9 protein-coding genes are annotated in these 16,149 nt (G+C 41.0%); all 9 read left to right on the forward strand.

Translation table 11 applies throughout. The features are described from left to right. Positions 1 to 11 precede the first annotated feature (11 nt). A complete protein-coding gene (locus PFY10_01150) occupies positions 12 to 1,730 on the forward strand; it encodes a glycoside hydrolase family 43 protein (GenBank protein WBV57045.1) in 1,719 nt (572 codons plus the stop codon). An 88-nt stretch (positions 1,731 to 1,818) separates the two neighbouring features. Beyond that, positions 1,819 to 3,426, forward strand: coding sequence for a glycoside hydrolase 43 family protein (locus PFY10_01155; protein WBV57046.1), 1,608 nt, complete (start codon positions 1,819 to 1,821; stop codon positions 3,424 to 3,426). A gap of 100 nt (positions 3,427 to 3,526) precedes the next feature. Next, the gene (locus PFY10_01160; protein ID WBV57047.1) at positions 3,527 to 5,452 is read left to right on the forward strand and encodes an alpha/beta hydrolase-fold protein; all 1,926 of its coding nucleotides are present in this window, start codon (positions 3,527 to 3,529) and stop codon (positions 5,450 to 5,452) included. 49 nt (positions 5,453 to 5,501) lie between these two features. Next, the gene (locus PFY10_01165) at positions 5,502 to 7,949 is read left to right on the forward strand and encodes a DUF5110 domain-containing protein (protein WBV57048.1); all 2,448 of its coding nucleotides are present in this window, start codon (positions 5,502 to 5,504) and stop codon (positions 7,947 to 7,949) included. Positions 7,950 to 7,966: 17 nt separating this feature from the next. Continuing rightward, on the forward strand, positions 7,967 to 9,334 hold the full coding sequence (locus PFY10_01170) for a glycoside hydrolase family 43 protein (GenBank protein WBV57049.1): 1,368 nt from the start codon (positions 7,967 to 7,969) through the stop codon (positions 9,332 to 9,334). Between the two features lie 17 nt (positions 9,335 to 9,351). Next, on the forward strand, positions 9,352 to 11,376 hold the full coding sequence (locus PFY10_01175; GenBank protein ID WBV57050.1) for an NPCBM/NEW2 domain-containing protein: 2,025 nt from the start codon (positions 9,352 to 9,354) through the stop codon (positions 11,374 to 11,376). Between the two features lie 13 nt (positions 11,377 to 11,389). Beyond that, on the forward strand, positions 11,390 to 12,796 hold the full coding sequence (locus PFY10_01180) for a glycoside hydrolase family 43 protein (GenBank protein ID WBV57051.1): 1,407 nt from the start codon (positions 11,390 to 11,392) through the stop codon (positions 12,794 to 12,796). Between the two features lie 8 nt (positions 12,797 to 12,804). Continuing rightward, positions 12,805 to 14,187 (forward strand): glycoside hydrolase family 43 protein, encoded by a 1,383-nt coding sequence (locus PFY10_01185; GenBank protein WBV57052.1) that lies wholly within the window; start codon positions 12,805 to 12,807, stop codon positions 14,185 to 14,187. Next, a complete protein-coding gene (locus tag PFY10_01190; GenBank protein WBV57053.1) occupies positions 14,184 to 16,121 on the forward strand; it encodes a glycoside hydrolase family 97 catalytic domain-containing protein in 1,938 nt (645 codons plus the stop codon). Before PFY10_01185 ends, PFY10_01190 begins: the two co-directional genes overlap by 4 nt. Positions 16,122 to 16,149 lie beyond the last annotated feature (28 nt).

A 16,149-nucleotide genomic window follows, 5' to 3' on the forward strand; every position in this document is an offset into this window, starting at 1 on the left:
AAAATCTATATATGAAAAAGAGTCTAATGAATCCTGTTTTTTTAAGAAATAAAACCCACGTCATTGCAGTGGCGGCTTTACTTTCCATCAGTAACCTCTCTGCACAGACTTTTTCCGACTTCAACTACCGTGGAAACGATAAAATATATAATGACAACCCTCTTAAACAGGATGAGTTCTATTCCCCGATTTTGCAGGGTTGTTATCCCGATCCCAGCATTACCAAAAAAGGTGATGATTATTACCTGGTAAACTCTTCTTTCTCAATGTTTCCTGGTGTTCCGATCTTCACTTCCAAGGATTTGGTCAATTGGAAGCAGGTTGGACACGTTCTCGACAGACCTTCTCAGTTAAAGGTGGAAAAAGGAGGTGTTTCTCATGGAATTTATGCGCCTGATATCAAATACAATAAACACAACGATACATTTTATATGATCACTACCCAGATTGCAGGCGGTATCGGAAATATGGTCGTAAAAACCAAAGATCCGGCAAAAGGGTGGAGCGAAGTCCAGAAACTGAATTTTGATGGTATTGATCCTGCCATTTTCTTTGATGATGACGGAAAAGCTTACATCGTTCACAACGACGCGCCACCACAAGGAACCGAACAGTATCAAGGTCACCGTGTTATTAAAATGTGGGATTACGACCTTGAAAAAGATCAGGTTGTGGCAGGTTCAGACAGAATTATTGTAAACGGTGGAGTCGACCTTTCTCAAAAACCCATTTGGATTGAAGGTCCGCATTTGTACAAATACAAAGGGAAATATTACCTGATGTGTGCAGAAGGCGGAACCGGAGGCAACCATAGCGAAGTGATTTTTATGGCAGATTCTCCGAAAGGACCATTTGTTCCCGCTAAAAATAATCCGATTCTTACGCAAAGATATTTTCCGAGAGACAGAAAGGAAAAAGTGGATTGGGCAGGTCATGCAGATTTGGTAGAAGGTCCGAACGGACAATGGTATGGCGTATTTTTAGCAATTCGTCCGAATGTAAACAACCGTGTTACCAAAGGCCGCGAAACTTTCATTCTTCCTGTAGACTGGAGCGGAACGTATCCTGTTTTCCAAAATGGTCTGGTTCCGATGAAACCAAAATTGAAAATGCCACAAGGCGTTCAGAATCAAACCGGGCAAAACGGATTTTTCCCGAACGGCAACTTTAAATACAACGATAAACTAACCGATAAAAACCTCGATTTCCGTTGGATTGCGATGCGTGGTCCTCGTGAAAACTTCATTACAGCAACAAAAAATGGTGTAAAAGTGAACCCAATGGAAACGAATATCAAAGCGTTGGCTCCGGTTTCATCTTTGTTCCACAGATTACAGCACGAAGATTTTGAAACTTCCGTAACCTTGGATTATAAACCAAAATCGGAAAAAGAATTGGCTGGAATTACCCTCTACCAAAGCGAAACATTCAATTACGTTTTCGGAATTACCAAAAAAGATAAAGATTTCTACATCGTATTGGAAAGAACAGAAAAAGGACAGTCAAAATTGATTGCAAGTGAAAAAATTTCACTTTCAAAGAGTATCAAATTTCAGGCTACAGGAGAAAAAGATGAAATCAGCTTCAATTATTCTTTGGACGGCAAAAATTTCAAAAATCTGGGAGGACAAGTTTCAGGAGATATACTTTCTACGGATGTAGCGGGAGGTTTTACGGGTAGTCTTATCGGACTGTACAGCACCTCTTCCAATGATATTGTCCCGAATTAAGTTAGTATTAGCAATGTCACACTGAGCTCGTCGAAGTGTTTCCTTTTAAAATGAAAAACTAAGAGTAAAACCAAACATCACATACATTTTGAAAATCAAAATATCTTATATAGTTTCTTTTTTGGGGTTTATCGGGCTGAATCTTCTTTCAGCCCAGGTAAACTCTTCCGGAAAGCAGAGTACAACTTTTACCAATCCCATCATCTGGGCAGATGCACCGGATTTATCCATTACCAGAAACGGAAATGATTTTTACCTGATCAGTACCACCATGCATCTGATGCCCGGAGCTCCGGTAATGCATTCCAGAGATCTGGTACATTGGGAAATGTCCGGGTATGTTTTTGACACTTTGAACGACAACTCGAAATATGATTTATTGAACGGAACCGTTTACGGCAGAGGCCAATGGGCTTCATCAATTCGCTACCATAAAGGGAAATATTACGTTTTGTTTTCTCCGAATGATGAACCTTTCAAATCCTATTTCTATGTGACTGATCATCCCGAAAAGGGAAAATGGAAACTCATCACCAGAACACGGCATTTTCATGATGCGTCTTTGTTTTTTGATGATGATGACAGGATATATGTTTTCACTTCCAATAAAGTTTTTGAACTGAGTCCTGATTTTAAAGAAGTGATCGGAAATCAGGATGGAACTGAGGTATTTCAGAAAGATGCTTCGGAAACCGGACTTCTGGAAGGTAATCAGATTATCAAAAGAAACGGAAAATATTATATGATGATGATATCCTGGCCAAGAAACGGGAAACGCCGTCAGGTAGTCTACAGGGCAGATAAAGTGACAGGTCCTTACGAGAAAAAAGTAATTCTGGAAGATAATTTTTTAGGATTTTCCTATGCAGGGCAAGGCGCTTTGATAGATGATAAAAACGGAAACTGGTATTCCCTTATTTTCCAGGACAGAAACGGAGTGGGACGCGTTCCGTTGCTGCTGCCTGTTCAATGGGAAAACGACTGGCCGGTACTGGGAGATAACGGAAAAGTTCCTTTAAAAGGAGAAGTTCCGCTTCCGCCGTTCAAACCCAAAAATCATCTGGTGGAAAGCGATGAGTTCTCTGGTAAAACAATGAAAATCCAGTGGCAATGGAATCATAATCCGGTGAATGAAGCATGGTCTTTATCTGAAAGAAAAGGCTTTCTGAGACTGAAAACCAGCAGAGTGGTAGACAATCTGTACGCGGCTCCCAACACTTTGACCCAGAGAATGGAGGGGCCGACTTCTTCAGCAGTTGTCGCAATGGACCTTAAAGGAATGAAAGATGGAGATGTAGCTGGTTTCAGTGCCTTCAACGGGGATTCCGGGATTTTGTCAGTAGTAAAGGAAGGTGAAGAAAAATTCATTGTTTTTTCAACCAACGAAGTGAGCCTGGATAATAAAACAAAAGCCATTACAGGGGTTAAAAAAGAAGAAAAAAAACGGATTCCTCTTAATTCTGATAAAGTTTTTCTTCGTATCGATGCTGATTTTAACCTCGGGAAAGATCTTGCAGACTTTTATTACAGTACGGATCAGAAGAACTGGACGGAAATGGCAAAAGATTACAAAATGATCTTTGATTACCGTAGATTTTTTATGGGATCAAAATTCGCAGTTTTCAATTATGCCACTAAAAATACCGGAGGCTTCGTAGATGTAGATTTTTTCAGAGTCAATGAAGCCGGAAAATAAGAATCAGAAGTAGATAAAAGTCTGTTGTAAACAGTAAGTAAAATATACGCTATTATTTTTTTATCTGAAATAATAAGTGTGAAAAATACAAATAAAAATCATGAATAAATCAGTTATATTGGCTTTAGGACTTGTTTTGTCGGGAATGTTTGTTTCCGCGCAAACCCTTGATCAACAGGCACCGCAGGGTTTCGATGTGGAAAATGCTGCTATTTCTCACGGAAAAATTGACACGATTCAATATCCGTCAAAAACTGTTGGAACAACAAGAAAAGCTTTGATTTACACACCGCCGGGTTTCAAAAAAAATGAAAAATATCCTGTTCTTTATCTTCTTCACGGAATTGGCGGGGATGAAAAAGAGTGGTTCAATCAGGGAAAACCCAATATTATTCTGGACAATCTGTATGCCCAGGGAAAACTGCAGCCAATGATTGTTGTACTTCCCAACGGCCGTGCGATGAAGGATGACAGGGCGACAGGAAATATAATGGCTCAGGATAAAGTTGAGGCTTTCGCAACTTTTGAAAAAGATCTGCTGAATGACCTGATTCCGTTTGTAGAGAAAAAATATCCGGTTAAAAAAGACCATGACAACCGTGCTTTGGCAGGACTGTCAATGGGAGGCGGACAGACACAGAATTTTGCTTTCGGAAACATTGATAAGTTTGCCTGGCTCGGCGCATTTTCTTCTGCACCCAATACAAAAGAGCCCAATAAGCTTTTACCCAATCCACAGGATGCGTTAAAGATGAAGCTGATTTTTATTTCCTGCGGTGATGCAGACGGGCTGATGCCTTTCAGCAAGAGAACCAGCGATTATCTGAGAAAAAATAAAATCCCTCATATCTTTTATATAGAACCAGGCGGCCACGATTTTAAGGTTTGGAAAAATGATTTATACATCTTTTCACAGCTGTTGTTTAAGCCTGTTGACAAAACTAAGTTTGAAGGATTTACCGTTTTGGGAACTCCCGCAGCAACTAATATAAGAAATGCCCAGTATCCTCAAATCCTTCCCGACGGAAGAGTAATGTTCAAAGTGAAGGCACCAGAAGCACAAAAAGTTCAGATCGATTTAGGGAAAAAATATGACCTGAAAAAAGATGCTGACGGCTTCTGGAAAGGTACAACTGATGCGCAAAGCGGAAGCTTCCATTATTATTCCCTGCTGATTGACGGGGTTGCGGTTGCTGACCCATCCAGCGAAACATTCTACGGAATGGGAAGGTATGCCAGTGGAATAGATATTCCTTTCGAAGGAGATGATTTCTATGCATTAAAAGACGTCCCTCATGGAGATATCCGTATTAAAAATTTCTATTCCAAAGTCACTAACTCATGGAGAAGAGTTTTTATTTACACCCCGCCGGGTTACGACCAGAATCCTGCTGAATCTTATCCCGCACTGTATATTTTACATGGCGGAGGTGAAGATGAAAGCGGCTGGGCCAACCAAGGCAAAACTAATCTGATTCTGGATAATCTCATCGCGGAAGGAAAGGCAAAAAAAATGGTCATCATTATGCCGGATGCGAATATCGGACAGGGCGGAATCCGGAACTTTGGAGAACGCAATCTTCAGATGTTTGAAAAAGAGCTGAAGGAATCCATCATTCCGTTTGCCGAATCTAATTACAGGATAAAAAAAGGTAAAGAAAACCGTGCGTTGGCAGGACTTTCCATGGGTGGAATTTATACACTGTATGCCGGAATTCAGAATTCAGATATGTTTTCCGGTCTGGGAGTTTTCAGCTCAGGATATATGTTGCCAATGCTTCAGGATGTTGCTGATAAACAGTACAAATTTTTAAATGAAAATAAATCTGCTTTTTCATCCAACATCAGAAATTTCTGGATTTCAATGGGCGGAAAAGATGATATTGCTTATGAAAACGGTCAGAAAATGTTGAAAGAACTGGATAAAACCGGAATTAAATATACGTACACAGATTATCCGGGAGGCCACACATGGCCGGTTTGGAGAAATAGTCTGCATCAGTTTGCCCAGGTACTTTTTAAATAATGTTTTTAAGTCAAAGGCATAAAGAAAAGTAATTCAAATCTGAAATAAAATGGGCTTTACAAAGATAAACACCAAAACTTCTATCATTACGGTCATCATGTTTTCCGGAATGGTAAATGTCAGTGCACAGGCTTATCAGAAAACAGATTCAGGATTGAAGTTTTCTGCTGATCATATGAATGTTGAAGTGAAATTTTATGGAGAAAATACGATCAGGGTTATTAAATATCCCGCAGGCAGATTATTTGTCAAAAATAGTTTGTCGGTCATTAAACAGGAGCAGAAAATCAAATTCTCAGTTTCAGAAAAAAATAATATTATTTCATTAACAACAAATGACCTCCTGCTTTCTATTAATACTAAAAATGGAGTGATCACTTATACATTACCATCCGGAAAAGAGCTTTTGAAAGAAACCGCAAATGACTTCAAGCCATTCAATGATGCCGGAACGCAGACTTATTCTGTAAGACAGGATTTTCAGCTTGAAAAAGACGAACCTATTTACGGTCTGGGAATTCTGCAAAATGAAAAAATGTCCCAGCGGAATACCGATGTAAAAATGATTCAGAATAATACCTGGGATTTTGTGCCTTTTTTCCAGTCTGTAAAAGGATATGGTGTTTTTTGGGATAACTATTCACCCACACAATTTACGGATACACCTCAGAAAACCTCTTTCTCATCAGAAGTGGGAGATGGTATAGATTATTATTTTATCTACGGAAAAAATGCCGATGGAGTCGTTGCCGGAATGCGTGATCTTACAGGTACCGTACCCATGCTTCCTTTATGGACATATGGCTACTGGCAAAGTAAAGAACGTTATAAAAGCCAGGATGAACTGACAGAGGTGGTTAAAAAATACCGTGATCTGAAAGTTCCTTTAGACGGAATCATACAGGATTGGCAATACTGGGGAAATAATTACCAGTGGAATGCCATGGACTTCATCAGCCCCGATTTTCCGGATGCTAAAAAAATGATACAGGAGATCCATGATATGAATGCCCATCTTTCGGTTTCCATCTGGTCGTCATTCGGACCAATGACCAAACAGTACCGTGAAATGGATTCAAAGGGAATGCTTTTTAACATCAGCACGTGGCCTGAATCAGGCCGCGAGGTCTGGCCTCCGGATATGAATTATCCTTCCGGTGTCCGTGTTTATGATGCGTACAATCCTGAAGCCAGAAATATATATTGGAAATACCTGAACAAAGGCGTTTTCAGCCTTGGTGTAGATTCCTGGTGGATGGACTCAACAGAACCTGATCATCTCAGCCAGAAAGCGGAAGATCTGGACACTAAAACCTATCTTGGCTCATTCAGAAAAGTAAGAAACGCGTATCCGCTGATGACGGTAGGTGGTGTTTACGATCATCAGCGTGAAACCACCAGTGATAGAAGGGTTTTTATTTTAACAAGGTCAGCATTTGCAGGCCAGCAGCGATATGCCGCCAACACCTGGTCCGGAGATGTCAATTCTTCCTGGGAAACATTGCGCAAACAGGTGCCGGCAGGATTGAATTTCAGTCTTACAGGAAATCCGAATTTCAACTCTGACATCGGCGGTTTCTTTGCTGGTACTTACAAAAGAAATGGAGGTTCAAAAAATCCAATGTTCCAGGAACTGTATGTCCGATGGCTGCAGTATGGAACCTTTACACCAATGATGCGCTCACATGGAACTGATGTTGCGAGAGAAATTTATCAGTTTGGGAATAAAGGAGACGTTGTTTATGATGCGATAGAAAAATTCATCAGACTGCGTTACAGCATGTTACCGTATATCTATTCTGTTTCCCATGATGTTTCAAAAAACGGGTCCAGCTTTATGAGAGCCCTTTCCATGGATTTTCCTTCAGACAAAAAAACATGGGATATGAATAACGAATATCTTTTTGGAAAATCATTGCTGGTGGCGCCGGTTCTCAATGCCCAATATACCCCTGAAAAAGCAGTTAAAACTGACGAAAATGAAGGTTGGAATAAAACCGACAGCAATAAGGATAATTCCGTTACCAACATAGATTTTAGCCAAAATAAAACCGTTAAAGTTTATCTCCCGGAAGGAACAGATTGGTTTGACTTCTGGACCAATGAAAAATACAGTGGAGGGAAAGAAATTCAGAAATCTGTTAATCTTCAGACTATTCCTTTGTATGTAAAAGCAGGAAGTATCATTCCGTTAGGCCCCGATGTACAATATGCAACGGAGAAAAAATGGGATCATCTTACCATAAAAGTTTATCCGGGAAGCGATACCGATTTCATTGTATACGAAGATGAATTCGATAACTATAATTACGAAAAAGGATTCTATACAGAAATACCTTTTCACTGGAACGAAAAATCAAAAACACTAACGATAGGTGACCGGAAAGGTAAATACAAAGGAATGATTGAGACAAGGAGTTTCAACCTGATTCTTCCTGATGGTCAGCAGAAAACAGTGGATTATTCCGGGGGAAAAACAGATATCCATTTTAAATAAACTTAAAATATAGGAGTATGAAAAATTTAAGTTTGATATTAGCATTGGGATTTTTCCAGATTTCTTTCGCTCAAAATCCGATTATCCAAACCAAGTATACTGCAGACCCGGCCCCGATGGTTTATAAGGATACGGTTTATCTTTATACGAGCCATGATGAGGATGATGCTTTCGGATTCAAAATGAAAGACTGGTTATTATACACTTCTACAGATATGGTCAACTGGACAGACCACGGTGTAGTGGCTTCGCTCAAAGATTTTAAATGGGTAAATACCGACAACGGTGCCTGGGCACCACAGGTTGTCGAAAGAAACGGTAAATTCTATATGTATTGTCCAATGCCGAACAATATGGGGATTGGTGTTTTAGTGGCGGACAGTCCGTATGGTCCTTTCACCGATCCTATTGGTAAGCCTTTGATCAAAAATTCTCTGGATGATATCGATCCCACAGTTTTAATTGACGACGACGGGCAGGCTTATCTGTACTGGGGAAATCCGAATCTTTGGTATGCTAAACTGAATGAAGATATGATATCTCTTGCCGGACCAATCACCAAAGACCCTTCGTTTGCGAAGGTGAAAGACCAGCCAGATCCTTTCAAATATCAGGAAGGACCTTGGGTTTGGAAAAAAAATAACCATTATTATATGGCTTACGCATCAAAATGTTGCCCGGAAGGGATTGGTTACGCCATGGCAAAATCACCTACAGGACCCTGGAATTATGGAGGCGTGATTATGGATGGCGACCAGAGATCCAGCGGAAATCATCCCGGTATTATAGATTTCAAAGGCAGATCTTATGTTTTCGGATTCAATCATATGCTTAGGATGCAGACCATGAGCAAGCATTACGAACGCCGGTCTGTCAGTGTCACAGAAATTACCTACAATGCAGATGGAACCATTCAGAGGCTTCCTTTCTGGACTGCGGATGGCGCAAAAAGAGTAGGTACTCTGAATCCTTATAAAAAAGTTGAAGCAGAAACGATGGCTTACAGCGAAGGCCTTAAAACAGAAATGGTCACAGAATGGGAACGCAATCAACCCTATAACAGAGGTAAAAAAATCACAGACCGTATCATCGTTACTTCAATTAACAATGGTGATTATATTAAAATCCAGGGAGTAGATTTTTCCAAAGGCGTAAAATCTTTAGATGTGAATGTTGCTTCTCTCTATGGAGGAAAAATAGAAGTACGTTCAGATGCTCTTAATGGACCTGTGCTTGGCGTTGTTAACGTTACAGGAAAAGGTGATGGCGACTTATATAAAACCATTAATACACCTCTGAAAAGTGTAAGAGGAATTCACGATTTATATTTTGTTTTTAAAGAAGAAAAAGACCTTTTCTATTTCGATTGGTGGAAATTTAATTAAATCCAAATTTTTAAATAATGTTGAAGACGAAAATACTTTTAATTGCTGTAACATTTTTGCTGTCGGGAAATATTTTCAAGGCGCAGTCAACTGTTTGGTTAGATCAGTTGGATTTGAGCGTTGTAACACAGGGGCACGGAAAACCGGGCATCAATACTTCGGTAGACGGAAAACCTATAACCATTGCCGGCGAAGTTTTCAAAAGAGGTTTCGGAACTCACGCTGAAAGTTCTTTGTTGATTAGATTAAACGGGAAAGCAAAAAGCTTTACCGCAATGGTGGGAATGGATGATGAAATCAAAGGGCAGAATCCCGCTGCCGAATTTGAAATTTATGGCGACAACAAAAAACTTTGGTCTAGCGGGGTCATGAAATTAGGCGATAAAGCAAAGCCTGTTTCTGTTTCGCTGGAAGGTGTAAAACAATTAGAATTAGTCGTAACAGACGGCGGAAACGGACCTTATTATGACCACGCCGATTGGGCAGATGCTAAGTTTGAAACAGCGGACGGTGCAAAACTGATAACATTTAACCCGATTTCGTCAGTACCTTATATTTTAACGCCAAAACCTGCGGCAACTCCAAAAATTAATTCAGCAGGCGTTTATGGAGTTCGTCCTGGCTCACCTTTTTTGTTCAGGGTTGCAGCAACGGGCGACAGACCAATGACTTTTATGGCGAAAAACCTTCCGAAAGGTTTAACAATAGATTCACAGACCGGAATCATCACTGGAAAAATAGATTCTAAAGGAAGTTATGAAGTGACTTTGAATGCTAAGAATGCAAAAGGTTCAGCTTCAAAAAAATTAAAAATAGAATGTGGGGACAGAATCGCTCTCACGCCTACAATGGGCTGGAATAGCTGGAACTGTTTCGGACATGAAGTTTCTGCCGACAAAGTGAAACGTGCAGCAGATGCCCTTATAAAGTCGGGACTAATCAATCACGGATGGAATTATATCAATATCGATGATTCCTGGCAGTATAACAGAGATGGAAAAGACCCTTCATTCCAGGGAAAAATGCGTGATGAAAACGGTTATATTCTGACCAATTCCAAATTTCCTGATATGAAAGGTCTTGCAGACTACATGCATAACAATGGCTTGAAAATGGGAATTTATTCTTCCCCCGGTCCATGGACCTGTGGCGGATGTGCCGGAAGCTACGGCTACGAAAAACAGGATGCTGAAAGCTACACCAAATGGGGCGTTGATTACCTGAAATATGACTGGTGCAGCTATGGCGGTGTAATTGACGGGCTGCCGGATAATGATCCCAATAAAGTTCCTTCTCTTGCTTTTGAAGGTGGTGGGGATTTGGATAAAGGCGTTAAACCATTCAAACTGATGGGAAACCTTTTGAAACAGCAGCCGAGAGACATCGTGTACAACCTCTGCCAATACGGAATGGGTGATGTATGGAAGTGGGGTGATGAGGTCAATGCACAATCCTGGCGTACTACCAACGATATTACAGATACCTGGTCAAGCGTAAAGAATATTGCCCTTGTTCAGGACAAGGCAGCTCCTTTTGCGAAACCCGGAAACCGGAACGATCCGGATATGCTGGTTGTTGGCGTTGTCGGTTGGGGAAATCCACATCAGAGCCGGTTGAAGCCTGATGAACAGTATCTTCATATGAGTCTGTGGAGCATTTTTTCAGCCCCGTTGCTGATTGGCTGTGATCTTGAGAAATTGGATGATTTTACCTTAAACCTTCTGACGAATGATGAGGTTATCGCCGTCAATCAGGATGTTTTGGGAAAACAGGGTGTTTGTTTGCAGACCATTGGTGAGCTCAGAATTTATGTCAAAGAATTGGAGGACGGAAGCAAAGCTGTGGCTTTTGCCAATTTCGGAAGAGAAAAAGTGATGCTGCCATATAAAGATTTCAAAAAATTAGGGATTTCAGGTGTTCAGACGGTTCGTGACCTTTGGAGACAGAAGGATATTGCAGAAATCAACACAGACAAAAAAAGTCTTCCATTGGATATTCCGGCACATGGTGTTGCTTATTATAAATTCATTTCACTCAAATAAATAAGATTAAGATATGAATCAACGAAACTTAAAATATATCGCACTTTCTTTTCTGTTGGCAGGGATTGGTATTTCTGCGCAGAATCCGGTTATTCAGACCCATTTTACACCAGATCCTGCTCCCATGGTCTATAAAGGGAAAATGTATGTTTATACAGGGGATGATCAGCCGGGATTTGATTTTTATACGATGACCAAATGGAGGGTGTATTCCACGGAAGATATGGTCAATTATACAGACCATGGTTCGCCTATTTCTTTAGAGTCTTTCAGCTGGGCGCGGGATAGGGCCTGGGCAGCGCAGTGTATTGAAAGAAATGGCAAATTCTACTGGTATATCTGTGCACAGACTGTTGACAACAATATGGCTATTGGTGTTGCGGTGTCTGACAGTCCTACCGGGCCTTTCAAAGATGCTTTGGGAAAACCTCTGATTTCAACCGGAACCTGGGATAATATTGACCCTACGGTTTTTACAGATGATGACGGACAGGCTTATCTGTATTGGGGAAACAGTAAATTATTTTATGTGAAACTCAATAAAGATATGACTTCCTATCAGGGGAAAATCACAGAAATTCCGCAATCGGTAGAAGCTTTCGGTGGACTGAGACGTCCCGGGAAAAGTGATGAAGTTCTGCAAAAACAGGAAAAATTTGATGATGTGTATGTAGAAGGACCATGGCTTTACAAGCGAAACAATCAATATTATATGATGTACGCCGGAATGACCGGAAGAACAGAATGTTTATCCTATTCAATCAGTCCATCGCCAACCGGGCCGTGGAAATATCAGGGAAAAATAATGACCGATCAGCCTACTAACAGCTTTACCAACCATGGCGGAATTATCGATTTCAAAGGAAAGTCCTACCTGTTTTACCATACCGGATTATTGCCGGCCGGAGGAAGCTACGGACGCTCAACGGCTGTAGAAGAATTCAGATATACTGCTGACGGGACTATTCCGAAGATTATAATGACCAAAGAAGGTGTAGCTCCGGCTGGAACCTTAAATCCATATCAGAGAACCGAAGCCGAAACTATGGCATGGTCGGAAAAATGCAGCACTTCCGAAAACAGGAAAACCGGAGTGTATGTCTCCGATGCCAGAGCAGGAGGGTATATCAAGGTCCGTTCGGTAGATTTTGAAAAAGGGGCTTCTGCATTTTCAGCTTCCGTTGCCGCAGGAATTGATGGCGGTATCCTGGAAGTTCATCTGGATGATATTAAAGGGCCAAAAATAGCTGAGATTGAAATTCCGAGAACCGGTGGCTGGGAAGAGTTCAAAACCCTCATCTCAAAAGTTTCAGAATCTGTTTCCGGTGTTCACGATGTATACTTTGTGTTCCAGGGCAAAAATATTACGGCAGGAAGAAAGTTATTTAATTTCGATTACTGGAGCTTTCAGAAAAAATAAAACTGACTATGAAAAATACAATACAATATATACTGGGGCTTTGTCTGATAGGCTTTTCCGAAGGCTTATCAGCGCAGAACCCTATTATTCAGACCAATTATACTGCAGACCCGGCACCAATGGTGTACAATGACAGGCTGTATGTGTACACGACACATGATGAGGATGATTCCACCTGGTTTACCATGAACGACTGGAAAGTATATTCCACCAATGATATGGTCAACTGGACAGATCACGGAACAATTCTCTCGTATAAAGATTTCGACTGGGCAAAACGTGATGCCTGGGCCGCACAATGTGTAGAAAGAAACGGAAAGTTTTTTTTATACGTTCCGATGTGGTCCAAAACCAATAACAAAGGCGCTATAGGGGTTGCCGTTGGCAACAGTCCGTTTGGACCTTTTCATGATCCGCTGGGAAAACTTCTTGTTCAGAGCGAATGGGGGGATATTGATCCCACGGTTTTTGTGGATGATGACGGACAGGCCCATATGTACTGGGGAAATCCTAAGCTTAAATACGTAAAGCTGAATGAAGATATGATCTCCTATTCCGGGAATATTACAGAAGTTCCGATGACCGAAGAATCATTTGGAAAAAGGGATGGCAAACCTAACCCGGAAAGACCTACAAAATACGAAGAAGGCCCATGGCTGTACAAAAGAAAAAACCTGTATTATCTTTTCTGGCCGGGCGGTCCGCTTCCTGAATTCATAGGATATTCTACAGGTAAAACAGCACAGGGCCCCTGGAAATATGGAGGAATTGTGATGCCTACAGAAGGGAAGTCATTCACCAATCATCCCGGTGTTATTGATTTCCGCGGGAAAACGTATTTCTTTTATCACAATGGGGCATTGCCGGGCGGAAGCGGTTTTACAAGATCGGTAAGTCTGGAAGAACTTACATTCAATAAAGACGGTTCCATTTCACCGCTTAAAATGACCAACGGAATTACAAAAGCTATAGCAACAGTTAATCCTTATTCATTCAATCAGGCAGAAATGATTGCCTGGTCGGAAAATGTAAAATCCTATCAGAATAAAGAGGCTGGTGTTTTTATCAAAGCAAAGAAAAATGGGGCTTATAGCAGTGTAAAGAATGTTGATTTCCGGAAAAAAGGAGCTGCTGCCTTCTCTGCAAGAGTAGGAACTACCCATAATAGTGACGTCACAATGACCGTTCATCTGGATGCTGTGAACGGTCCGGTTGCCGCAACGGTAAAGGTTCCACTGACGGGTGGAGATGACCGCTGGGAAACCGTAAAAGTTCAGATGGCTGAAAAGATTACCGGCATTCATGATCTGTACTTTGTATTCAATGGAAAAGCCTCAACAGATATTATGTATTTCGATTACTGGACCTTTCTTGAAAATAATGAGTTATGAGAAAAAAAGTTTTATATATCGTATTCAGCCTGTTTCTGATCAGCAAAGGCTTTGCGCAGGTAGCAGAAATTTCAAGTCCGGATGGAGATTTGAAGCTTCATGTTTTTTCAGAAGACGGGAAAACGTCATATGATGTTATCCTTCAGGGAAAAGCAATGCTTGAAAAATCCCCGCTGGGCGTGGTAACCAATGAGTCCGATTTTTCAAAGGATCTGAAATTTGTGGACAGCAAAAAGGATATTGTTGCTAAGAAATATACGAATGAAAAAATCAAAAAATCTGAGATTGATTATAAGGCCAATACTTTATTGGTTAACTTCAGTAATGCAGACCAGCATCAGATCAGTATCGAATTTCAGGTCAGCAACAACAATATTGCTTTCCGCTACCATATTCCACCGATGAAAGAACGGCTCAGTGTTGTGGTACAGTCAGAAACTACAGGATACAGATTCCCGTCACAGACGACCACTTTTCTTTCACCTATGATGAAGCCGATGACGGGATTTGCCCGTACAGGGCCAAGTTATGAAAGTGGTTATAAAGCTGATGCTGAGCTGGGAATGCCATCCGATTATGGATACGTTTTCCCTGGCCTGTTCCATATTGGAAATGAGGGCTGGGTATTGCTTTCCGAGACAGGAGTGAACAGTACGTATTGTGCTTCACACCTTGAAACCACAGCAGAAAAAAATCTTTACAAAGTAGCGTATCCGAATATTGCTGAAAATAACGGTTTCGGAAGTACCGGAGCAGCCGTCTCTCTTCCCGGAAAGACACCATGGAGAACAATTACAGTGGGGAATTCTTTAAGACCTGTTGTGGAGACCACAATTCCTTTTGATGTGGTAGATCCGATGTACGAGCCTTCACAGGAGTATCAGTTCGGAAAATCTACCTGGAGCTGGATTCTGTGGCAGGATAACAGTATGAACTATGATGATCAGGTGAAATTCATAGACCTTGCTGCTGCGCTGAAATATCAGTTTATTCTTATCGATGCGCTTTGGGATAAAAATATAGGTAAAGACCGTATGAAAGAGCTTATTCAATATGCAAAATCGAAAAATGTCGGGGTATTGCTTTGGTACAATTCCAATGGAGCAGCCAATGATGCACCGATGGGACCGAGAAACAAAATGAATTCATCCATTGAACGGAAAAAAGAAATGAAATGGCTGAAAGATGTCGGTGTAAAAGGACTGAAAGTGGATTTCTTTGGAGGAGACAAACAGGAAACCATGCGTCTTTACGAAGATATTCTGTCGGATGCCAACGATTTTGGATTAACCATTATTTTCCATGGAGCCACTGTACCGAGAGGCTGGGAAGTAATGTACCCGAATTATGCTGGAAGTGAGGCCGTTCTTGCCTCAGAAATGCTCTATTTCTCAGAAGATGTACGGAAACAGGAAGCTTTTTTTGCCACACTTCATCCTTTCATCAGAAATACAGTGGGAAGCATGGAGTTTGGCGGGACTTTCCTCAACAAATATTTAACGAAATCCAACAGGGATAAAAATAAAAGACATACTACGGACGGCTTTCAGCTGGCTACGGCAGTCCTGTTTCAGAATCCCGTTCAGATGTTTGGCATCATGCCGAATAACCTGACCGATGCTCCGGAATTTCAGCTCAGCTTTATGAAAGAAGTTCCAACACTTTGGGACGAAACAGTTTTCATAGACGGCTATCCCGGGAAATATGCTGTGGTTACGAGAAGACATGCGGATCAATGGTATGTGGCTGGCGTAAATGCCGAGAAGCAATCCCAAAAACTGAAAATAAAGCTTCCGATGTTCGCCGGGAAAAACCTGAAACTTATCAATGATGATGCAAAAGGAAATACATCAGAGAAAGAAGTAAAAGTAAATGCAAAAGGTGATTTTACGATTGAAATTCAGCCGCAGGGTGGTTTTGTACTGAAAAATTAAAGAAGTAAACCTTATAGGTTTTTAAAAC

It is taken from the genome of Chryseobacterium daecheongense, assembly GCA_027920525.1.
In the GTDB taxonomy this organism is placed as follows: domain Bacteria; phylum Bacteroidota; class Bacteroidia; order Flavobacteriales; family Weeksellaceae; genus Chryseobacterium; species Chryseobacterium proteolyticum.